We start from the raw sequence: 22106 nt of genomic DNA on the forward strand, positions 1-22106 counted from the left end.
TGAGCCTGTATTCAGTATGAAAAAAGGACATAGAGTTGAACTTCCCATAGAAATACACCTCTATGCGCACTTCGTCTGAACCGTTCTCATCTTGCCGCTATGCACCCAAGCTCTTGCAGGTAATATTTGCTTTATGAAAGCCAGTATACAACTGCTGTTTTGCCTGCTACTTAGTTTCGCTGAACATAACCAGCTTTATAAGCAAGGCCTTGGAGTTCATCCCTGAAGCACTTTTGCACGACCTAGCGCCGGCATAGTACTTTGCAAGGAGTGAGTACCTGAACCGTTGGTGCCCGCCAGGGCTCGCAAACTCTGTCTTTTATCAAATAGTACATGACTAATTGCATCGGCCTCGCAGGACTTGTTCTCATCCTGTTACTTAGTGGCTGTCAAAACCAGGCCTCAGAAAAGGCAGCCCGCGCTCCAACCGAAGAGCCGCGGCCCACCTCGCCGGCGTTTAACGCCGATTCAGCCTATGCTTTCACCGCCAAGCAAGTAGCCTTCGGGCCGCGCGTGCCTAATTCCAAAGCGCATGTGGCAACCGGCAACTGGCTGGTGGCCAAGTTCAAAAGCTACGGCCTGAAGGTGATGGAACAGCCGTTTGAGGCCATGACCTTCGACGGCACCTACATCAAGGCGCGCAACATTATTGTGCAGTACCAGCCGCAGGCCGCCCGCCGGGTGGCCATCTTCGGCCACTGGGACACCCGCCCCTTCGCCGACAACGACAAGGAGAAGAAAAACGCCCCCATGGACGGTGCTTCCGACGGGGCCAGCGCCGTGGCCGTGGCCCTGGAAATGGCCCGTGTGCTCAGCCAGCAGCCCGACAGCCTCTCGCCCAACGTGGGCGTCGACTTCATTCTCTTCGACGCCGAAGACTGGGGCCACGACACCGCCACGCAGGCCGACCTGAAAAACCAACTCGAAGGCAGCGGCACCGATTCCTGGTGCCTGGGCTCGCAGTACTGGGCCAAAAACCTGCTGCCCAAGAATTATAAGGCCGAGTACGGCGTGCTGCTCGACATGGTGGGGGCGAAGGGCGCCGTCTTTACCCGCGAAGGCGTCTCGCGCGCACGAGCCGGCTTCGTGCTCGACAAAATCTGGGCTGCGGCCCACCGGCTCGGGTACTCCGATTTCTTTCGCTACGACACCACGACGGCCATCACCGACGACCACGTCTACACCAACCAGGCGGGCGTGCCGACGGTGGACGTTTATCACCACGATTTTTCCGGGGCCGTGTTTCCCGCCTACCACCACGCCACCGCCGACAACCTGGGCCTCATCGACCGGAAAAGCCTGCACGCGGTCGGACAAACGATGCTCCACACCCTCTACGCCGAGTAATTGGCCGGCGTGCTGGGGCGGGGGCCTCCCTGTTTGCTGGGTTGGAGATGCGCCGACGCGCCTTTGAAAAGGTAACAAACGACCGTGAGCCGAAGCATTGTTGATACCCTTGTTTTGCGATTCTGACCGTTTCGCTGAACACCACGTTTTAACTTTTTACCCTTTTCCTGTCGGCACCTGTGGAGCCGCACCGAGCCTTTCCTCTACCGATAAGCACCGGACAACGTAGTTTCTCGCATGCAACAACTCTCCGTCACGTGGCAGAGCTACAACAGCCTCGACACCCACGGGAACGGCTCTTCCTACGCAACGCAAACGTCATTACAGTTCACGTCACATACTTAACGCCACGCGGTATATCCGTTGCACGGGCTGTACATGGCGTAACCTGCTTGTATGTTTTCCGTCCTGGCCCGCCGTGTAACGGGAACAAGCAAGCCTTTATTAAAAGAGCTGGCCACCTATTACACGAGTAATGCCCGGGCCATTGATACCGGCAGATTAAGCCAGCTGGCTCCAGAATATAATCCGGCCAGCATTTTGATGGACCAGCTGCACGCCGCCGTCCTGGGAGACGGCTACGGCCAGGCACGCGGGGGCCGCCGCGCAGAGCCGGTAGGCCGCCCGGTGGCGGGTGCCGCCCTGGTCGGCGAGCTCGGCCTGCAGGTGCTCGCCTTCCAGGTCCAGGGCCCGATGGACGTGGTCCAGCGCAATGTGCGGCGCCCGAATCTCAACGCCGAAGCCTACTATTTCCAGGTTTTGAGTCAGCACCAGCGCCCCGTCTACGGCCATCAGGTCGGCCATTAGGTCGGCGAAGTGGTCGAGGGCCACCGCCAGGGCGCGGAGCTCGGGGTCGCGGGCTTGTTGATAATAGGGCCAGCTCACATCGCCCAATGCCTGTTGCCGCGCAATAATGGCGTGGATGAGCTGGCTGCACCGCCCTTCCCTGCCCAGCTCCTGGGTGGGGTATTTGGGGCGCAGCAGTCCGCCGGGCGCCAGCAGCTCGGCCACGGCCCCCGGCGGCACAAACACCAACAGCCCGCCGTGGCCCCCGGCCCGCACCCGCGCCACGGCCCGGCGCTGCACATGGTGCCCGAGCATGGCAATGAGGTTGAGTTCGGCCGGGCCCAACTGGGGGTTGGCGGCCACCATTTCCCCGAAGCGCCCCCGGCTCCAGGCGGTGGGGAACTGCAAAAAGCCGTGGCCGTCGATGCGGCCCGCGCGCAGCGTCAGCACGCGGGTGGCTCCGCAGTAACAGGTCAGCAGGCCCGGGCCCTGCACGTGCACCACCAGCACCGGGGGCACTTCCTCGGCGGTGGGCGCGGGGCTGCCGGGGAGCCGGTCCCAGGGCATGTCCGTCACCAGCAGGCCCCACAGCACCAACTCGCCGGCCTCGGTCTGCCGGACGGCGAGCAGCGTGGCGGGGCGCGCCACGGCCGGGCTAAGCCGCCGGATTTCCTGTTCGTTCCAGGGCCGGGGCGTGCCAAAAGCCACCACATGGGGGCCGGTGGCGAGCGGCCCGGGAGCCGCCGTCAGCTGCGCCGACGTGGCGAGCACGACGTGGCATTCCACGGGCCGGGCTTCCTCCCGCAGCAGGCTGGCCTGGTAAATGATGGACAGGAATTGGGTCAGCACGGCGTGCTCAGGCAGCGGGCTGCCCTCGGTTTGGACCCAGCGCTCCCGCAGCGCGTGGGCTATTTCAGCAGGATAGTACGCGGTGACCATGGGCGAGAGGTGCTAGAAAAAAGAAAGGCTACTTGCCCGGCAGCGGTCCGGGCGGGGCAATTTAAAGCAATGCAGTCAGCTATTCAGACCGCGCGCTTTCGGCACCATACACCAGGGACTTGGCTGGTTGCGGGGCCGTAGCGTAAAGCGCCTGCAAGGCCTCGCGCAGCCCGGGGAACTCGAAGGCAAAGCCCTGAGCCAGCACCTTGGCCGCGCTCACGCGTTTGCCGGTCAACACCATTTCGCTCTGCTCGCCCATGGCCAACTGGAGGATGAAGGCGGGAATATTGGGCAGCAGCAAGGGGCGGTGCAGCACCTCGGCCAGCGCCGTGGTGAAGGCGGCGTTGGTGGCCGGGTTGGGAGCCACCGCGTTGTAGGCGCCCTGCCAGATATCATCGGTTAGCATAGCGAGCAAGAGGCGGCACAGGTCATCAATGTGAATCCAGGACAGCCACTGCTGGCCGCTGCCCAGGGGCGCCCCAAATCCGAGCTTCACCGGGCCGGCTAGGGCCGGCAGGGCCCCGCCCGCCAGGCTCAGCACCACCCCAATGCGCGGCACGACCACCCGTAGGCCCAGGGCGGCGAGGGGCACAGCGGCCTGCTCCCAGGCCTGCGTTAGGTCGGCCAGCAGGTCGTGGCCGACCGGCAGCGTGTCTTCCGTTACCAGCGCGTCGCCGGTATTGCCGTAGAGGCCAATGGCCGAGGCCGAAACCACGGTGCGGACGCGGTGCCCGGGTTTGGCCAGCTCGCGGCGCAGCAGAGCCAGGCCGTCGACGCGGCTGGCCAGGAGCTCCTGTTTGCGGGCGGCGGTCCATTGGCCCTCGCCCACGTTGGCCCCGGCCAGGTTCACCACCGCATCGGCGAAGGGCACGGCGGCCGGGTCGATGGTGCCGGCGGCGGGGTCCCACTGAAACGTGCGGCAGGGGCTCCCGGGCGCCAGCGTGCGGCTCACATGGGCCACGCGGTGGCCGGCTTCGGTGAGCACGCCGGAAAGGCGGGTGCCGACGAGGCCGGTGCCGCCGGTGATGAGGACGTTCATGGGCAGGGACTTTGGGGTTCCGGCCGAAGAGAACCAGAACATCACAAAAGACCGGGCGGCCCACGCGCCCAAACGATAACAAACGCTAAGAAATGACGGCCCTACTGCCCCCGCGAGGTGCGGTTGCGAATGCGACTCAAACTCACGGGCGTTACGCCCAGAAAGTTGGCGATGTAGTGCTGGGGCACCCGCGCGAGAATATTGGGGTTGCCGCTGACCAGCAGGGCCTCGTAGCGCTCGGCGGGGCTGAGCAGCAGCAGGCTCACCATGCGTTCTTCCAGGCCCACGGCCAGGTATTCGGCAAACCGCCGGCCGAACTGTTGCCAGGCCATGCGCTGGTCAAATAAGTCGGCCAGCACCGCGTAGGGAAACGTCAGGCAGCAGCCCGTGCTCAGGGCTTCGATGGTGACCAGCGAGGGCCGGCCGGTCAGGCTGCTGAAGTAGGCGCCCATTAGCTGTTCTTCGAAGAAGAAGTAACTGGTGCGCTCCTCGCCGTCTTTGGTATAATACTGCCGGAACATGCCTTCGAGCACAAACCCCACGTCGGCCGCGACCCGGCCCTGCTCGGCAAATACGGCGTGCCGGGCCAGAGGCACCAGGCGCAGGTGCGGCTCCAGCAAGTTCCAATCGTCGTCGCTCAGGGGAGCAAACTGGGTGAGGTGCTGGCGCAGGCGCAGGGCCGATTCGGGGAGGGAGGGCAGCATGAAAGAGCAGGCAGTGATATGGCAGTAGATAAAGGGACCGGGGAAGATACCGGCGGCGCCGCATTTCTTAGCGTTTGTTATCGTTTTGGGCTGGTGGAGCGGCGGAATTTTGCATCGTCACTTACCTCTCGAAACCGCATGAGACTCCACACCATCCTGGGTGCCAACGGCACCATCACGACGCAGCTGCTGCCGGTGCTGCAACAGCACGGCGAAAACATCCGGTTGGTTTCGCGCCACCCCAAGCCGGTGGCCGGAACCGAAACCCGGTCGGCCGATTTTCTGGACGCCGAACAGACCCGGCTGGCCGTGGACGGCTCCGCCATCGTGTACCTGCTCGTGGGCCTGGAATACAGCGCGAAGGTGTGGCGGCGCGACTGGCCCGTGATTATGCGCAACGTCATTGCCGCCTGCAAAGCCACGCAGGCCCAGCTGATTTTTCTCGACAGCCTCTACACCTACGGCCGCGTGGAGGGCGCGATTACGGAAGCCACGCCGACGCGGCCGGTGAGTGAAAAAGGCCGGATTCTGGTCGAAATCGAAAGCCTGCTGCTGGCCGAGCGCCGCAGTGGCGGGCTGCCGGCCATCATCGCCAAAGCCTCCGATTTTTACGGGCCGGGCGTGGTTGAGAAAAGCTGGTCCGGCTCGCTGGTGTTCAGCCGCCTGAAAAAGAAGCAAACCCCGCAGTGGCTAGTGAATGCGCGCGTGCCGCGCACCTACACCTTCACGCCGGACATCGGCCGGGCCCTCTACGTGCTGGCTCAGCACCCCGAGGCCTTCAACCAAACCTGGATACTGCCCGTGGCCTCGCCGACGCTGACCGGGCAGGAATTTAGCGCCCTGGCGGCGCAATACATGCAGGGCAACGAAAAGGTGCAGGTGCTGCCCAAGTGGTTATTTGGGGTGATGGGACTGTTCGTTCCCTTTATGAAGGAAGCGCACGAAGTGATATACCAGGACGAAAACGGGTACGTGCTGGACTCCACGCGCTTCAACCAAACTTTCGACTTCACGCCGACCCCTTACGAAGAGGGCATTCGGACCACGGCAGAGTGGTTCCTGAAGAATTAAATACTGATGCCGCCGCTCAGGGTGCTGGCCATCGGGGCTGCAACGCGCTGCAAGGAACACAAGCCCTGAGCTACCGCCTGCCTGAACCATTGTACGCTGCTTTCACATCACTTTTCTCAACCCTAATCCTATGTTTCTCGGACATTTCGGCGTCGGCTTTGGCGCCAAGAAGCTGCAACCCCAGGTGTCATTAGGCACCTTCTTTCTGGCCGCTCAACTGGCCGACTTGGTGTGGCCCACACTGCTACTGCTGGGCGTGGAGCGCGTGAACATCGTGCCGCAGGCCACGGCCACCAACGCGTTTGAATTCGTGTATTACCCCTTCACGCACAGCTTGGTGGGCGAGCTGGTAGCGGGCCTGTTGCTAGGTCTGATTTATTGGTTGGTAAAGCGCAACGCAAAAGGGGCGCTGCTGGTGGGCCTGCTCGTGCCCAGCCACTGGCTGCTCGATTTGGTGGTGCACACCCCCGATTTGCCGCTGTATCCCGGCCCGTCGCCGATGTTCGGGTTTGGGCTCTGGAACCAGATTGCGCTGACGCAGGTGGTCGAATTCGCGCTGCTGGGTGCGGGCTTATGGCTTTATACGCGGCGCACCACGGCCCGCAATGGCGTGGGCCGCTACGGCCTGCTGGGGCTGGTGGCATTCCTGGTGCTGATACACGTGGGCGGCCTCTTCGGCCCGCCGCCCGCTTCGGTGGAGGCATTGGGGTGGTCGGGGCAGCTATTTTGGGTGATAGTGCTGCTGGCCTATTGGGTGGACCGCAACCGCGAAGTGAGCGGCCTGCCGGATGGCGAACCGCTCCGGGCGGCTGTCCCGGTCGTTTCTTAGCGCGAGCAGGATATCTCTCCACCACGAACATAAAAACGCGTTCTACCTCCCGCGGCCGATGGTACCCACCCCGTACTAGGTTGAATTACTTTTTACCATATGGTAAAAAGTACCCGTTCACCTTGGGGGAGCTTTGCGGCACTTATCTCTAAACGTAACGCCCTATGCTCTCCTGGTTCTCTTTATTCGCTGCCCTCCCTGTTGCGTTCACCAGCTATGCGCAAGCCTCTCCCAAGGGGCTATCCGCGACGGTGGAAACACACGTTGGCCAAGACCCCTTAGCCTCTTTCCTGCGGGTGGTGCCGATACCCCTGCAACAGATTTTTCAGGCCGGGCGAGGCATTCCCGCCATTACCGGCACGAGCGTCGTCACCCCCTGGAACGCGGTGGGCCAGTCGCGTCGGGTATTCTTTGCCTCCGGCGATTCGGCCCGCGAGGAAATCACCCACTACGAACCGGGCCGTTACTTTGCCTATCGGGTGTCCGAATTCACCTTGGGAGCCAAATACGTGGCCAAGTACGCGGTGGGCGAATGGTGGTGGTCGGAGCAGGCGGGGCAAACGACCATTCGGTGGCGCTATACGTTTGTACCCAAAAACGTGCTGGTCCGGCCCTTTCTGGCGCTCTTTATCCGATATCGCTGGTTGCCTTACATGCAGGCCGCCATGACTCGCGTCCAGCAAGATGCTGCTCAGCAACTTACTCCTCCCAGCGCCCCGGCCCCATGACGCATCCAGCCCTCGAGAACCTGCTCTTGCAAGTAGCCGCCTTCACGCCCCAACAGCTCGCCCTCATCAGCAGTCAGGCGGAAGAGAAGCACTACCCGGCCGGCGCCTACTTTGCCGAAGCCGGCCGGGTGGCCCGCGAAATCGGCTTCGTGGTGAGCGGCATTTTGCGCGTCTGTTATTATGACAAAGACGGGCGGGACTTGACCAAATACTTCATTGAAGAAGGGCACTTCGTGGTGGACCTACCCAGCTATCAGTACCACCTGCCGTCGGCCGAGTATATCCAGGCCGTGACGGAGGTGCAGCTGCTGGTCTTCAAAGCGAGCCGGTGGCAAGCCCTGAGCCAGACGATTACGAACTGGTCGCAAGCCGAAAGCATTCTGATTACCCGGGCTTTGTTAGCGAAGGTGGACCGCCTCAGCCCGCTCGTCCAGCAAGATGCGCGCACCAAATACGAGGCTTTTTTAACGCTGTTCCCCACGCTGGCCAATCGGATTCCCCTGGCTTACCTGGCTTCGTACATTGGCGTTACTCCCCAAAGCCTCAGCAGAATCCGTAAGCAAGTCCCTGGCTGAGTCAGCCAATCGTAGCGGTCAGCAATAGGCAGAAATTATTTCACAGGACACTCCGGGCGGCTGCCCCGCCTTTCCCTATAGCAACTTAGCGGCAGTATCCTACGACTCCCGTTAGGTGTACACTTTCTCCGCTGGCCGTAGTTCGCGCGTCAAGCCGTGCAGGCTGATTGCTTGCTGCCGGCCCCGCAAATTCAGTGTAGAAACGAATGTGGCCACAACGCCCGATAAAGGCGGCAGTTGGGTCAATAATTCCTCGGAGATAAGCAGGTCTTGTCCCAACTCGTTGCACAGGCTCTGAATCCGGGCTGTGGTGTTCAACACGTCGCCGTGGTACACGATTTCGCGCTTCACCTCGCCCACCCAGGTCGCTACCACGCGCCCGCCGTGCAAACCCGCTTTGAAGTGCGGGTAATGCCCGTACTGCCGCAAGTAACTGTCTTTGCGGGCTTCGATGCTGCGCTGCATCAGGAAAAAACACCGCACGCACTGCGCTTTGCTCAGCCCAATTGGCAGGGACCACGTGAGTACAACTTCGTCGCCGACGTACTGGTACACCTCGGCCTTGGTGAGCACAATGCCGTCCGTTAAATCCAGGAAGAAGTCCTGAATGAACTGGCTGTATTGCAGGTTGCCCAGCTCCTCGGCAATCGTCGTGGAAGATTTTACGTCGACGAACATAAAAATACGGTCCACTTCCTGCGGCCTATGATACTTGCCACGAACTAAGTTGAACAGCTGGCCAGGGCCGTGCAAGGAACTGATTTGCTGCAGCGCGATGATGAGCAGGCACACCAGCAGCGAGGCTCCGACATCCAGGGCAAAGGTGCCGTGCAGCACGTACTGCTGGAACACTGCCTCAAAGCTTAACTGTTGAAATAACAGGCATTTCAAGCTCGCTGCTAATAGTAGCCACAGGGCTGCTACCGTGGTGTAGAGCACCGTGCGAACGAGCAGCAGAAACAGGAATGACTTATAGCGAAAGTTGCTGCCGATGACAAACGCTTCGCCTAAGCCAACCAGCAATCCAACGCCCAGCCCGATGAACGCATGGCGTACCAGCAAGCCCAACTCCTGCTTTAGCAGGCCGAAACGCAGCAGCGAATACACCACGCCCCACACGACGCCTTGCAGCGCGTAGCGGCGAATGAGGGGAAAGAGCAGCTGGCGGCGCGACGCGGTGAGGAACATAGTTGGCGAGTGGTAATTAATTTACGGCGCATCGGAATCAGCGCAAAGATGGCCATTTACTAGACCCCGCACCTAGTGACCAGCATCTGCTACGGCGGCGGTTAACCAGCCAGGGCAATGACGTTAGCTTGTTCCATCAAGCGGCGGGGCGCTATGCCCCCGAACTGCCGCCATAACTCGAATCAACCCTTTACTAGGGGCATTCTTATTACCATTTCCTAACCCAAGAAAGCATGCGTTGTCCAGCAACTGATTTGCCCATTCACCCTGTGGTAGCGGAACACTTCCTCAGGGAGGACGCTCGCATGGTGCTGGCACCACGCTGCGCCCAAGTACGAGGCCCGAACTCAGCAAGCGCCAGTAGTATGCAACCCGATACGAAGCTAGCCGTTGGATGAGCGGTCAGAACCCGCTGAGCTGCGTGAACCATGGCGCCTAACCCGCCCTGCCAGCAACAGGAAGCGAAGAACCCGGCCTTGATACCGCTATAACTTGCGCCCAACCGGAGAGGCATAAAGCCTCGCCCTTAGAAATTAATTTACGAACATACAGCACATGGCTTCAGGTTTTTTTGCGCTATTGGATGACATCTCCGCTTTGGTAAAAGCAAGCGCGGCCAGCTTGGACGACGTGCCGGCGCAGGTGGCCAAAACCACCGGTAAAGTGTCCGGCATTGTAATCGACGATACGGCAGTGACGCCCAAGTACGTCGTAGGCCTCGACCCCTCCCGGGAGCTTTCTATCATTTATCAGATAGCCAAAAAATCCCTAATCAATAAGCTGTTTATCCTGACGCCGGCGGCCTTGGTGCTCGGGTATTTCGCCCCGTGGGCCATTACGCCAATTCTAATGATAGGCGGGGCGTATTTATGCTTCGAAGGGTATGAAAAAGTGCACTCGCTGTTTAGTACATCCCACGAGGTAGACGCTGAAAGCGAGCAGGTAGAGGTAATTACGCCGGAGGAGCTAGAGAAGCAACGAGTAGCAGGGGCCGTTCGAACCGACATCATTCTGTCGGCCGAAATCATGGCCATTGCTTATAGCCAGGTCACTGAACAGCCACTGGTCAACCAGATTGCCGTCATGCTGGCGGTGGCTGTTTTTATTACCGTGGCCGTGTATGGGTTTGTGGGCCTGATTGTGAAAGCCGACGACTTTGGTGTCCACCTGGCCCAGGACCACTTCCACCCCGCAGCTCAGAAGCTGGGGCGCGGCATCGTCAAGTTTATGCCGCGCTTTCTGACGATTTTAAGTTACGTGGGCACGGCCGCCATGCTGTGGGTGGGGGCTGAAATCATTGGCCACGGCATACCTTTCACCAGTCATCTGCTGCACAATCTGGAAGAAGCATTAGCCCATATTCCGGCAGTGGCCTGGGTTTTGAAGGCGCTGGCCTGTGCGCTGGCCGGTTTAGTAATTGGCTTCGTGGTTGAAAAATTAGTGCTGCTGTTCAAGAAGGTTGTGGGTAAGAAATAGCGCGCAGCCAACTACTTGCTTGGTTTGGTTGGGCCAGGTGCCTTATATGGGCTCCCGGCAATCCGGGCCCATTTTAGTTTTCCTTACTTCGGTCGTGCGCTGGCTGGTAGGAGCGAGGGTACTGGCCCACTACTTCGCCTCTCACCAGGAGAAGAGCCTCGACGGCCACCCATAAATAGGAACAGGCCCCAGAGTTAGGTCAGCGGTTGCCACGGCTGTTCCACCACGGCGGCCGTGTTCGTAGAAAGAAAGTCGTTATAAAGCTGCTCAGCCGGACCTTGGCCCAGCAGAGGCGCGCCCTCGCTGGGCAGCACTAGCAGCAGGGCGTCGGCGGGCAGGCCCAGGCGCTCGCGCAGAAAGGGCTCCAGGGCCGCCGGCTGGCGCACCGAAGTTTCCTGCAGCTTAACCACGGTGAGCTGCTGGCCGCGGTGTTCCACAGCGGCGAATACGCCCGCCGGGCCCGTGGAAAAAGAGCCTTTATTGTTGGAGTCGGTATCTTGTAGCATGGGCGAAGTTGAGGGGGCAAAGTGGCGTATACGCAACTTTGGCCGCTGCCGCTCGCCTAACGGCCCCAGATTCAGCGCCAAAAGCTAGGTTCTTACTAGCTTAAGATTCGCAGTGAATCGGCGTGAATCAGCTGCGAGCCTTGGTAGCGGCCCTCACGCGGGCCGTTTTCCAGGTTGAGCACGCCACGGGGGCAGGCGGTGCTACACATGCCGCAGCCCACGCAGGAGGCCCGGATGATGGGCTCGCCGCGTTGGGCGTACTGCTTCACGTCGATACCCATTTCGCACACATTGGAGCAGTTGCCGCACGAGATGCACTGGCCGCCGTTGGTGGTGATGCGGAAGCGGGAGAAGTGCTTTTGCAAGAGGCCCAGGTAAGCGGCCATGGGGCAGCCAAAGCGGCACCACACGCGGTTGCCCAGGATGGGGTAAAAGCCCACGCCTATCACGCCCGAAAACACGGCCCCAATGGCAAAGCCGTACCATTTAGCGGCCACGTCGCCCACCTCGCCGAGCAGGGTGCTGCCCGTGGCAAAGTTCACCCAGAGCAGCACCGTGATGGCGATGATGAGGGCCAGTATGGGGTAGATGAGTCGGACTTCCCAGCGCCAGGCCTCGCGGCTTTTGTCGGAGAGGTGGCGGTACGGGTCGCCGGCGGTTTCGGCCAGGCCGCCGCAGCCGCACACCCACGAGCAGTACCAGCGCTTGCCGTAGAAATAGGTGAGCACCGGCGTAGCCAGCAACGACATCACCGCGCCCCAAAACACCATAAATACGCCCAGGCCGCCATTTTGCACCAATGACGTGACCGTGCCGGGAAACAGGTAATCGTACTTCAGCGGCCAGAAGTAGCTGAAGTAAAATTCCGGCTGCTGGAAGAACTGCAGCAGCCCTGGGATGATGTAGGCAAATCCCAACTGGAAGAACATTACCGAAACGGTGCGAATGAGGTGGTAGCGCGAGTGCCGGTATTTCCAGAGCACGCGCCCGCCCATGAGCAGGATGGCCAGCGTGTAGAACGTGCCGTAGAGAAACCATTGGTCGGCGGGGCGGGCGCGCAGCCACTGGCTGAAGCTATCGAGGCCGTGCACGAGGTTGTTGAGCGGGCCAAAGTTGCCCTGGCCGTTATCGCTGCTGTACCAATACAGCACCACGTAGAAGCCGGTGAGCACAATGCCGGTCACCCAGGCCACGCCGCCGCGCCCGGTGCTGCTGCGCAGCCACAGGTTGTTCTGCTGCACCCCGGCCGGCTTGCTGCCGAATTTCAGCCAGCTCCAGGCCAGCGTGCCGGCGCTTACTAGGCCCAGAGCCAGGTAGAGCCAGGTTTGCTGGCGGCCGGCGTCGCCATCGGCCAGCCCGAGCAGGAGGGCCAGTAAGCCGCCAGCCACCACCGCCAGGGTTAGCTTTTCGGCTGGCGAGGAAGTGGGCAGGGGAGGCGTAGCGAGCGTTGGGGTCATGGGGATGCGGCTGGTAATTGTGTTTCGTGCTAAAGTAGAGAAATCAGGCACCTCGTTCTGGCGGGGCGCCTCACCCCCCGGCCCCCTCTCCGAAAAAGAGAGGGGGAGCCGAACGATTTTGTTCATGCGTCGTCAGGCTCCCCTCTCTTTTTCGGAGAGGGGGCCGGGGGGTGAGGCGCCCGCCAGAACGAGATGCCTCTGCCCTTTTGAATACCAACTTTAATGATGGTGATGATGGTCGTGCGGCTCATCGGGCTTGCCAAACAGGTTAATGAGCGTGCCGATGAGGTAAAAAACCGTCCAGCACACGTACAGCCAGTTGAAGCCTGCGGGCATGCGGTCTACAAAAAAATGCAGAATCAAATGCGCCCCGGCACTCATCAGAAGGCCCGTGAGGGCGATGAATTGGAAGCTATTGAGGGCCGAGGGGCGGTAAAGTTTGGATAAGTCCACGGGAAAAATGCTAGTGAGTGAAGCGGGCAAAAAGGCCTTTTTTCTGCTTCAGCGTTACGGAATACTGAGGAAACTGCTGGTTGAAGGCCGCTATAATGGCCCGTTCGTGCTGCGGAAAGAACTCCGGGTCAAAATTAGCCGCGCCCAGGTGAGCCATTACAGTGGCCACGGGCGTCGCTTGCTGAATCCATTGCTCGCAGACGGCCTGCCGCAGGCGTAGGCCCAGGTTATTGAAGCCCACCACGGCGGCGGGTGCCTCGGCGCGGAAATAAATGCGTAACGCCACCCGACCGGATGGATGTTCCCAGTAAAAACTATCCAGGCCAGGAGTGGGGCCCGCCGGGGCCTGCCCGTAGGTCTGGTATTCGAGGTTAAAGAACTTGGCCGAGTTGAACCACACGCCGCGGCGGTAGGGCGTGGGCTGCCCGCAAATGGTGTGGGCCACGGTTTCGCCCTGCATGCGGCCCGTGTACCACAACTGCTCAATGGCCACTTCGCCGGCCCCGGGCTGGCGGTGTTGGGCACAGTCGCCGGCCGCGTACACGTTGGGTACGTTGGTGCGCAAATGCTCATCGACAAGAATGCCCCGGTCGGTTTCCACGTTGGAGGTTGTGGCCAGGGCGAGGTTGGGCGCTACGCCGGTGGCCAGGCCCACCCACTGGCAGGCAATTTCTTCGCCAGCGGTGGTCACCACGGCCCGCACGCGGCCGTTGGCATCGCCCAGGATTTCGCGCAGCTCGGTGTTGTAGCGCACCGGCACGTGGTTTTCTTCAAACTGGCGGTCTACCAGGTTGGCTTCTTCGGGTGGCAGCACGCCGGCCCAGTAGCGCGAATCGCGCACCAGCACCAGAGGGTCGATGCCGCGGGAGTGCAGCATTTCGGCCAGCTCGACGCCAATAAGGCCGCCGCCCACCACCACGCCCCGGCCGATGCCGTGGGTGTCGCGGGTCATGGCCTCCAGGTCGGGCAGGCCATAAAGGCCCTGCACGCCGGCCAGGTCCTGCCCGGGCCAGTTGTAGCGTTTGCTTTCCGAGCCAGTGGCCAGCAGCAGGTGGTCGTAGGTAAGAGTGGTGCCGTTGTCCAGCGTCAGCTGGTTTTTAACGGTGTTGAGGGCGGTAGCGGTAGCGTGCACCAGGGTCAGGCGGTTTTCGGCCCAGAACCAGTCTTCGTACGGCTTGATGTCCTGGGGGCGCAAGTGGCCCATGTACACGTACATGAGCGCCGTGCGGGAATAGTGATGCGCGCTTTCGGAAGAAATAATGGTGATTTGCGCGTCCGGTTGTAGTCGGCGCACTGCTACCGCACACGTCACGCCCGTAATGCCATTGCCGATGATAACCAGGTGCATTTGCTTAGACAGCTGTAAGAATGAAAGGGGCTTCCCGTCAAATGTAAGTGGGGCCGGGGCAGAAGGCGCCGGGCCCGCCTCCTACGTTTGTGGCCTAATGATTGACTAGAAATGGTGTCAACCTGACAACTTTGCTGTTGTTATTTTTTTCCTTCAATACCGATACCCTTCATAATGATGGTACTTAATTTTTCGCGCCGGCTCATTACCGGTTTGGCCGTTGCGGCGGGCCTGTTCCTAATTCCCGCTGCCGCTGCTACCGCCGCGCCACCTACGTTGCCCGCTGCCACTTCGGCTTTCCTAGCCAAGTTTGTGGATGCCGACGGCAACGTTAACTACGGCGCCATCAAGCGCAACCCCCTGGAGCTGCAAGGTCTGCTGAAGCGGGTGGCGAGCTACGATGCCGCTGCTGCCCAACCCGACGACCGCAAGGCCTTTTACCTGAACGCCTACAACCTGCTGGTGATTGGCGAAGTAGTGGCCCGCTTCCCGCTCGAATCGGTGGAGAAAGTGCCCGGCTTTTTCGATAAGAACCTGGTGAGCGTAGCCGGGGAGAAGCTTACCCTCAACGACCTTGAAGCCAAAAAGCTGCGCGAGCCTTACAACGACCCACGGGTTCACTTCGCGCTGGTGTGCGGCGCCAAAGGCTGCCCCAAGCTCAATCGGGCGGCCTACCTGCCCAATTCTCTCGACACGCAGCTGACCATTCAGGCGCAAAAAGTGTTGCAAGACCCCACCTTCATCCGGGTCGACGACAAGAGCCGCAAGGTGTTAATTTCCCAGATTTTCAAGTGGTACGAGGCCGACTTCAAAGCCAGCGGCAAAACTGGGGTGGCCTACGTCAATCAGTTCCGGGAGGGCAAAACCATCCCCGCAACCTACACCGTTGACTACTACCCCTACGACTGGAGCCTGAACAACCGCAAATAGACGGAATACCTTAACGGGACCACCACAGCAAGAAAGCCGAGCCACTCACCAGTGGCTCGGCTTTCTTTTGCTGCAGCGGGCAGCGGCTACCGCAACACAACCTTACCGGCTAAGCAGTGGTTAACAAGCAGAGCGTCTGATTAATTGAGTTGTTAGTCGTCTGGGGCTTGGCTAGTGCGCGCCTTCACACCCAGCAACGTATGGTGAGCCCCTGCGTAAGTCTAATAAGACCAGTGCCTCGCGCATCCCTTTCCACATTTACCTTACCCCACCCGCTTATGATACTCGACGATATTTTCGGCAACGGTACCGACTCCGACGAAGGCGAAAACGCCAAGATTACAGAGAACAAGAACTTCCCCAAAAACGAAGAGCTGGAAAAGCAAAAGGAGTACGACCAGGACCAGAGCAATAACAAGTCCAGCAACGACCCTACGGCGGCTCGCAATACTGGCGCCAATGGCTACGACCAGCGCAGCAACCAGAAGGACCAGCTCGAAAACCTCCACATTGGCGGCTCAGAGCTGGAGCCTCAGGGCGGCAACGACCACTCCAGCGCCGGCGAACAAGCCCAGGGCCCCGGCTTTGAGGCCGAAGGCACCTACGAGCTGGACCACAACATTCGGACCCGCCACCAGGAATTTGGCGAGGATGAGCCCAGTGGCAAACCAACGCCCGCTGGCAACAACGAAACCATCAGCGACTAACGCCTGAGCTGACGCCTTAACAGATTGCCCCGTGCGGGGCCGACGCCCGAGCCAACTGCTCAGCGTCGGTCCCGCTTTTTTTATGGGTTGAAGCAGCACCGTGCTCAACTGCTCTTTGACGGGCTGAGCGTAGCGGCCAGTAAGTGCCCGGCCCTAAGTAGGATGCGAAAATAACCGCATCGGAAGAGGTGTAGAAATTGCATTTTGCAAATAAGTAATTTTAGTGTCTCATTAGCTTAAAACGAGGTTGCAAGTGCAAGCCGTAATGAGGTTGGGGCTACACTTTCTCAGTTGGTTAAGAAAAAAAACAAGTACTTGCATGGATAACCCGACAAAAGCTTAACTTGCGAGCCATATCAGGGATAGTGGATTGAATTATCGGCTGATTCTTAATGAATTTCTAACATCTTCTCCAATCACTTTAAAAGTTAAAATTATGAGTCAAGAAAATTTACCCAAAGTAGAAGAACAGCCTTACGACCCCAACCTGGATGCCCAGGACGAGGATGTAGTTTCGGGCGGCAACAACCGGCTGACGTACGTGCTGGTGGCGGTGGTTTTGGCGCTGGTGGTTGGCTACCTGATGTTGCCGAAGGGCAGCGGCGGGGGCATGGCGTCGGCTACGCCTTCGTTCCTGCTCGATGATGCGGCCGTAACGGCCACAGCCACAGCCCCCACCTCGGCCGACAGCATTGCGGCAGGTCTAAAATCCGCAACGGTGGCTGCTGCCAAACAAACCGAGGAAACAACCTCCAAATCGTCGGATAAGGCTGCGGCTAGTGCCAAAATCACGGCGCCGGTGAGCACCGTGGCCCTGGTAACCCCCACGGCGGCTCCCGTGCAGGCGCCCGAGCCTGAAGTAGCAGAGGTAGCGCCTTCGGCTCCCGAGCCCGCTGCCCCCTCCAACGTTACCCTAACCGGCCGCATTCTGGACGAGAGCGGCCGGCCCATGGTGGGCGCCACCGTCTTGCTGAAAGGCAGCAGCAAAGGCACCAGCACCGACGCCAATGGCAGCTACGCGCTGGAAGTACCCGGCGGCAACGACCACAGCCTGATTTTCGGCTATGGCGGCTACGACGACGAGGTGGTTCACGTCAGCGGTTCCCGCCCTGTGAACGTGACCCTAACGCCCCGCGCTAAGTCGGGCCGCAAGCGTCGCTAAGCCATCGGCCGTTGCCCAACTTGACGCTATTAATTATTAAGCTATTCATTAAAAAAGGCCTCCTATTGGAGGCCTTTTTTTTGTGCTGTAGAGAACCGGCCGTCAAGAAGCTCGGCACGATGTAGTGCGTGCTTACCCTTGCGTGCGATTGCCGAACCGACGGCCAAACAGGAAGTACACCGGCAGGCCCAGGGCCACGAGCCCGAGGCCGCGCCGTGAAAACTCGGCCGTATCGGGCGCAATCAGGAGAATAATGCAGAAGGTGCTGGCCAACAAAATGTAGAGGCCTGGCACCACTGGGTAGCCCCAGGCACGGTAGGGGCGCGGGGCCTCGGGCCGGGTGCGGCGCAGCACAAAGATGCCAATGATGGTGACCACGTAAAACAGAATAACCGAGAACATGACGTAGTTGAGCAGCTGGCCATAGGAGCCGCTCAGGCAGAGCAGGCTGGCCCATAGGCACTGAGCCCACAAGGCGCGGCCGGGAACGCCAGCGCGGTTGAGGCGGGCAAGGCCGGGGAAAAACAAGCCGTCTTTGGCCATGGCAAAGTAGGCGCGGGCACCGCTGAGAATGATGCCGTTGTTTGCCCCAAAGGTGCTGAGCATGATGAGCACCGCCAGCACGTAGGCACCCGCCGGCCCGAGCACCGACTCGGCTACGGCGGTGGCAACCCGGTCGTCGGTGGCATACATGATGCCGCGGCCGGCCACGGTGGTGGCGTCGGGCGAGCCATTGAGGGGCAGCACCAACAGGTACACCACGTTTATGAGAATGTAGAGGGCCGTGACGATGGCCGTGCCGATGGCCATGCTGCGTACCAGCGTGCGCTCGGGGTTCTGGATTTCCTCGCCGGCAAAGCCAATGTTGTTCCAGGAGTCGGAGGAGAACAGCGAACCGGTCATGGCCATGCCGATGGCGATGACGAGTGCGCTGCCGCTGATGGGGATGATGGCTGCGCCCACGCCGGGGGCCGGGTGGCGGGTAGCGCTCCAGAGGTCGGCGAAGTTGACCTGAATGGCTTCGTGGTTCAGCCCCAGGGCCACCCCAAACACGATGAGCAAGCCCAGCGCAATCAGCTTGGTGCTGCCCAGCACGTTCTGAATGAGCTTGCCGGTGCGCACGCCCTGGGCGTTGAGCGCGGTGATGCCGACGATGAGCACGATGGCCAGCAACTGCACGCTGCTAAACTCGAAGCTGCCAACCTGAAACAACAAGTTTTTAACGCTGAAAAAAGGAATCAGCACGCCGGTGAACTTGGCGAAGGCTACGGCCACGGCGGCTATCACGCCGGTTTGAATGACGAGGAAAAGCGACCAGCCGTAGAGAAAGGCGGTGAGGCGGCCAAAGGCCTCGCGCAGGTACACGTACTGCCCGCCCACTTTGGGGAACATGCTGGCCAACTCGCCGTAGCTGATGGCCCCCGCCATGGTGATGAAGCCGGTGAGCAGCCACACCACCAGCAGCCAGCCGGAGCTGCCCACCTGCCGGGCAATGTCGGCCGAAACAATGAAAATGCCCGAGCCTATCATGCTGCCGGTCACCAGCATAATGGCATCGAAGAGAGTGATGGCCCGTTGGAAATGGGGCTGAGTGGATGGGGGTTGAGGTTCGGACATGCAAATCTGAAGTGAGGGTATTTTGGCCGGAAGATAGAATAAGAAAAGCCTGCTCAGTAAGAGTAGGGGTAATTGAGGCTGGGCTGAAGGGGTTTGATATTTCAAACCCGAGCCGTACTGAGTTGGCATAAGCACCGCTGTTGCGGTTGCCATCGCCACCGATAAGGTGATATTCTTCCTGCCGCCACGCAATCTGTGAGGTCGGAAGAGAGGGCCCGGCGCTGAATAGGTGCTGCGCTCGCCGCAAATTCGTAGAGCGAACAACTTTCCATAAACAAGCGCAACCGGTAGGCGCTATGAAAAACGGGCTGCCAGAGCCAGCTACGCTATGTCAACGTTGCGCGGAAAGCGAAAGCAGCATCACAACTGTTCTGATTCGCCCATCCCGGCATTCGGCCGTACTTTCGCCGTCCGTCATCCGCTTCCTTTCGCATGTCCCGTAAGCTCCTGGCGTTGTTAACGGCGCTATTTCTGTTGCTCACGCTGGCGACTTACGTCTACTACCGGCGTACCCTGGCGGCCGTACCCGTAGACCCGTATGCCCTGGTGCCCAACGATGCGGTGCTGGTGCTGAGCACCCATGACCACCCCGCCCTAGTGCGCCACCTGCAGGAAACCGGCCTCTGGGACAACCTTACGGCGGTGCGCTACTTCCAGCAGTCGGCCGGGCACCTGGCGCTGGCCGACAGCCTGACCGGCCGCACGGTCCGCCGCCGTAGCGGTGTGATGACCTTGCTGGGCCGCAAGCTGGTAATAACCTCCGTGCACGTAACCGGCCCGGGCGTGTTCGACGTGCTCTACCAAATTCCGCTGACCCGCGTGAGCGAGTACCGGCAGGTGCGCGGCCTGCTCGAAACCCTGGGCCGCGACGCCCGCTACCGCCTCAGCACCCGCAACTACGAGGCCCACGAGCTAACGGTGCTCACCGAGCGCAACAGCGAAACCAGCCTCACAGTGCTCAACTACCGCAACCACCTGCTGCTAAGCACCAACGCCGGGCTGGTGGAGGCCGTGGTGCGCCGCACAGCCCACCCCGATGCCCCCACGGTGATGACCTCCTTCGGGCCTACTGACTTGCTGCGGGTGAGTGGCGTTGATGCCACCCTGATGGTGAACTACCGCCGGCTTCCCCAGTTTCTGGACGTGCTGTTTCGGCCCGATGCCCACGGGCAGTTCGACCAACTGGCGGGCATGGTTTCGGAGGGTTTGCTAGGGGTGAGGCTGGCCGGCAACCGGGCGCAGCTGCAAGGGTTTTCGAACCCCGAAACCGCCAGGGGTACCATGCAGCAGCGCCTGCAAGGGCAGCGCGCCGTGCCGCTGGGCCTTGCCCCCTGGCTGAGCACCCGCACGGCCATGCTGCTGCACTTAGCCGCAAACCCTAGCCGCACCTGGCCCCAGCCCGGTGGTTCCGCGGCCGATTTGGAGGGGCGCACCGCGGCGCTCGATAGCTTGCGCGCCACCTTTGGCGGCGAAATGGCCATTGCCTACCTGGCCACTACTACGGCCGGTAGCAAGCCCGGGCGCCTGGCTTTTGTGCATTGCCCCACGCCCGCCCGCACCCAGCAGTGGCTGGCCCGCCTGCGCCGCGTTTATGGCAACTCGCCCGCCTTCACCAGGGTAGGGGCTTATCAAATTCACCCCGTGGGCTTTCCGGAATCCATGGTGCTAGGGCCGCTGCTGGCCCCCGCCCAACCCTACGCCGTGGAAGCCCGGCCCGCCGCGGGCGTGCTGGTGGGCGATTACCTGGTGTTCTCCGACGAGTTGACGCTCAATGGCTATCTGGCCGATGTGGTGGCGCGGCGCACCTGGGCCCAGACTCCGGCGCAAGTCTCGTTTTTGCAGGAAACCCTGCCGAGAGCCCGGCTAAGCATTTTCATAGATACCCGCAACAGCTGGAATGCCCTGCTCGGGGCGCTCACCGAAGAACGCCGGGCAGGCCTGCTGCGCAACGAAGCCCTGTTTAAGCGCTTCCCGCAGGTAGCCATGCAGCTGGTGCCTGATGAAAACGAGGCGGACCCCAGCGCCCAATACTTTACCCAGCTGCTGCTCCGGCATCCGGCCTTGGGCCCGGCTTCTACCATGCCCGGGGGGCGCGCCGCCAACGGCCGGGTGCTCACCTTCAACCACGAGCTGGTGGGGCAGCCCACGCTGCTGCCCGCTCTGGGCACCCGCATTCCGGCCGTGGTGGTGCAGGACTCGGTGGGGGCCATGCACTACGTGAGCCCCGACAACACCGTGCTTTGGTCCGATACGCTGGCGGGGCTTGCCCGGGGCGTGAGCTTGCTGCCCAGCGGCGGCGGCGTGGCAGGAGGCTTGCTGCTGGGCGCCGCCAACCGTCTGCACCTGCTGGGCAATGAGGGCGCCGAAGTGCTGCCCTTTCCCCTGAACCTGCCCGATACCTTGCGCGTAGCCGCCCTGCTGGCCATACCCGCCATCGGAACCAAAGTGCCCGCTCGCCTGCTGGTCGTGACGGCTGGCAACGACCTGCTGCTGCTCGACGCCCGGGGCCGCCTGTACCCCGGCTGGCAGCCCAAGCGCCTCGACTTCCCGCTGGCGGGCAAGCCGGCTTTTTTCAACGTGAACGGCCGCGACATAGTCTTGGCCCCCCTGCAGAATGGCTACGTGTATGCTTTCGACCCACTAGGCAGCCTGCTGCCGGGCTTCCCCCTGAGCATGGGTGGGCGGCTGGCGGGCGATGTAGTGGTGCAGACCGCCAGCACCTTAAGCCGCACCCGCCTCACCCTAGTGAACCAGCACGGCGAGTTGATTGCCTTCAACCTGAGCGGCGACATCGTGAGCCGCACCCGCGTGGCTACCTGGAGCCGGACCGCCCGCTTCCGCCTCGTGCCCGAACCCAAGGGCCGGTCTTTCGTGGTGACCCGGGAAGACGGCAATCAGCTCGACGTGTACTTGCCTAATCAAAAGACCCCGCTGCTAACCCAGCGCTTCGTGACCTCGGGCACCAAGCCTGTGCAATTCTTCGACTTCGGGAAAGGGCGTCAGCTAGTGGCTGTGACCGAGCCTGGCCCGGGCCACGTATTTCTTTACGATGGCAAGGGGCGCCTGCTCGGCGGCGACCCCGTGCCCAGCACCGGTTCCGGCGTGGCCCTGAGCCACGATGCCACCACTGACACCTACCACTTGGTGCGCGTGGTGGGACGGGAGCTGCGGCGCACCGAGCTCAAGGTGACGCTCCCGTAGCAAGCCTATCACTCCGAGGCGCCACGTAGCTGTTGTTGCTTTG

Annotated in this window: 19 protein-coding genes; 10 read left to right on the forward strand and 9 right to left on the reverse strand. The window is 61.1% G+C overall.

From position 1 onward, the window contains the following. Positions 1 to 333 precede the first annotated feature (333 nt). Positions 334 to 1347, forward strand: coding sequence for a M28 family peptidase (locus BMZ66_RS02445; RefSeq protein WP_092668586.1), 1014 nt, complete (start codon positions 334 to 336; stop codon positions 1345 to 1347). Positions 1348 to 1848: 501 nt separating this feature from the next. On the opposite strand, the gene BMZ66_RS02455 is transcribed toward BMZ66_RS02445, so the two are convergent. The 3 genes from BMZ66_RS02455 to BMZ66_RS02465 form a co-directional block, all read right to left on the reverse strand. After that, positions 1849 to 3072 (reverse strand): putative sensor domain DACNV-containing protein, encoded by a 1224-nt coding sequence (locus BMZ66_RS02455; RefSeq protein WP_092668588.1) that lies wholly within the window; start codon positions 3070 to 3072, stop codon positions 1849 to 1851. Positions 3073 to 3151: 79 nt separating this feature from the next. Then, entirely contained in the window at positions 3152 to 4111 is a 960-nt protein-coding gene (locus BMZ66_RS02460; RefSeq protein WP_234794947.1) for a TIGR01777 family oxidoreductase, read from the reverse strand. Between the two features lie 101 nt (positions 4112 to 4212). Further along, positions 4213 to 4815 (reverse strand): Crp/Fnr family transcriptional regulator, encoded by a 603-nt coding sequence (locus tag BMZ66_RS02465; RefSeq protein WP_092668590.1) that lies wholly within the window; start codon positions 4813 to 4815, stop codon positions 4213 to 4215. A 138-nt stretch (positions 4816 to 4953) separates the two neighbouring features. On the opposite strand from BMZ66_RS02465, the gene BMZ66_RS02470 reads away from it, so the two are divergent. The 4 genes from BMZ66_RS02470 (at position 4954) to BMZ66_RS02485 (ending at position 8018) form a co-directional block, all read left to right on the forward strand. Then, on the forward strand, positions 4954 to 5886 hold the full coding sequence (locus BMZ66_RS02470) for an NAD-dependent epimerase/dehydratase family protein (RefSeq protein ID WP_177204563.1): 933 nt from the start codon (positions 4954 to 4956) through the stop codon (positions 5884 to 5886). A gap of 130 nt (positions 5887 to 6016) precedes the next feature. Then, complete coding sequence (locus BMZ66_RS02475) at positions 6017 to 6715, forward strand: hypothetical protein (protein ID WP_092668594.1); 699 nt, start codon at positions 6017 to 6019, stop codon at positions 6713 to 6715. A 164-nt stretch (positions 6716 to 6879) separates the two neighbouring features. Next, positions 6880 to 7443 (forward strand): SRPBCC family protein, encoded by a 564-nt coding sequence (locus BMZ66_RS02480; protein ID WP_092668596.1) that lies wholly within the window; start codon positions 6880 to 6882, stop codon positions 7441 to 7443. Then, on the forward strand, positions 7440 to 8018 hold the full coding sequence (locus BMZ66_RS02485) for a Crp/Fnr family transcriptional regulator (RefSeq protein ID WP_092668598.1): 579 nt from the start codon (positions 7440 to 7442) through the stop codon (positions 8016 to 8018). Before BMZ66_RS02480 ends, BMZ66_RS02485 begins: the two co-directional genes overlap by 4 nt. A gap of 111 nt (positions 8019 to 8129) precedes the next feature. Here the strand turns inward: BMZ66_RS02485 and BMZ66_RS02490 are convergent, their stop codons facing one another. Continuing rightward, complete coding sequence (locus tag BMZ66_RS02490) at positions 8130 to 9206, reverse strand: adenylate/guanylate cyclase domain-containing protein (protein WP_092668600.1); 1077 nt, start codon at positions 9204 to 9206, stop codon at positions 8130 to 8132. Between the two features lie 555 nt (positions 9207 to 9761). On the opposite strand from BMZ66_RS02490, the gene BMZ66_RS02495 reads away from it, so the two are divergent. Continuing rightward, positions 9762 to 10682, forward strand: a complete 921-nt coding sequence (locus BMZ66_RS02495) for a DUF808 domain-containing protein (protein ID WP_092668602.1) — start codon at positions 9762 to 9764, stop codon at positions 10680 to 10682. 194 nt (positions 10683 to 10876) lie between these two features. Here BMZ66_RS02495 and BMZ66_RS02500 read toward each other — a convergent pair whose 3' ends face one another. The 4 genes from BMZ66_RS02500 to BMZ66_RS02515 all read right to left on the reverse strand — a co-directional run bounded on the left by BMZ66_RS02500 (position 10877) and on the right by BMZ66_RS02515 (position 14446). Continuing rightward, positions 10877 to 11188 carry a hypothetical protein gene (locus BMZ66_RS02500; RefSeq protein ID WP_092668604.1) on the reverse strand — a complete coding sequence of 104 codons (312 nt, stop codon included), beginning with the start codon at positions 11186 to 11188 and terminating at the stop codon, positions 10877 to 10879. Between the two features lie 95 nt (positions 11189 to 11283). Next, entirely contained in the window at positions 11284 to 12645 is a 1362-nt protein-coding gene (locus BMZ66_RS02505; RefSeq protein ID WP_092668606.1) for a 4Fe-4S binding protein, read from the reverse strand. A gap of 219 nt (positions 12646 to 12864) precedes the next feature. Further along, positions 12865 to 13098, reverse strand: coding sequence for a hypothetical protein (locus BMZ66_RS02510; RefSeq protein WP_092668608.1), 234 nt, complete (start codon positions 13096 to 13098; stop codon positions 12865 to 12867). Positions 13099 to 13108: 10 nt separating this feature from the next. Then, positions 13109 to 14446, reverse strand: coding sequence for an NAD(P)/FAD-dependent oxidoreductase (locus tag BMZ66_RS02515; protein ID WP_092668610.1), 1338 nt, complete (start codon positions 14444 to 14446; stop codon positions 13109 to 13111). A 174-nt stretch (positions 14447 to 14620) separates the two neighbouring features. Between BMZ66_RS02515 and BMZ66_RS02520 the strand changes: the two genes are divergently transcribed. The 3 genes from BMZ66_RS02520 (at position 14621) to BMZ66_RS02530 (ending at position 17245) form a co-directional block, all read left to right on the forward strand. Beyond that, positions 14621 to 15376, forward strand: a complete 756-nt coding sequence (locus BMZ66_RS02520; protein ID WP_092668612.1) for a DUF547 domain-containing protein — start codon at positions 14621 to 14623, stop codon at positions 15374 to 15376. Positions 15377 to 15654: 278 nt separating this feature from the next. Then, positions 15655 to 16083 carry a hypothetical protein gene (locus BMZ66_RS02525; protein ID WP_092668614.1) on the forward strand — a complete coding sequence of 143 codons (429 nt, stop codon included), beginning with the start codon at positions 15655 to 15657 and terminating at the stop codon, positions 16081 to 16083. A gap of 436 nt (positions 16084 to 16519) precedes the next feature. After that, positions 16520 to 17245, forward strand: coding sequence for a carboxypeptidase-like regulatory domain-containing protein (locus BMZ66_RS02530; RefSeq protein WP_092668616.1), 726 nt, complete (start codon positions 16520 to 16522; stop codon positions 17243 to 17245). A 132-nt stretch (positions 17246 to 17377) separates the two neighbouring features. Here BMZ66_RS02530 and BMZ66_RS02535 read toward each other — a convergent pair whose 3' ends face one another. After that, positions 17378 to 18862: an APC family permease gene (locus BMZ66_RS02535; protein ID WP_092668618.1), complete on the reverse strand. Its 1485-nt coding sequence runs from the start codon at positions 18860 to 18862 to the stop codon at positions 17378 to 17380. Positions 18863 to 19294: 432 nt separating this feature from the next. Between BMZ66_RS02535 and BMZ66_RS02540 the strand changes: the two genes are divergently transcribed. Then, positions 19295 to 22063: a hypothetical protein gene (locus tag BMZ66_RS02540; RefSeq protein WP_092668620.1), complete on the forward strand. Its 2769-nt coding sequence runs from the start codon at positions 19295 to 19297 to the stop codon at positions 22061 to 22063. Positions 22064 to 22106: the final 43 nt, after the last annotated feature.

The sequence above is a fragment of the Hymenobacter arizonensis genome, from assembly GCF_900115775.1.
GTDB classification, from domain to species: Bacteria; Bacteroidota; Bacteroidia; order Cytophagales; family Hymenobacteraceae; genus Hymenobacter; species Hymenobacter arizonensis.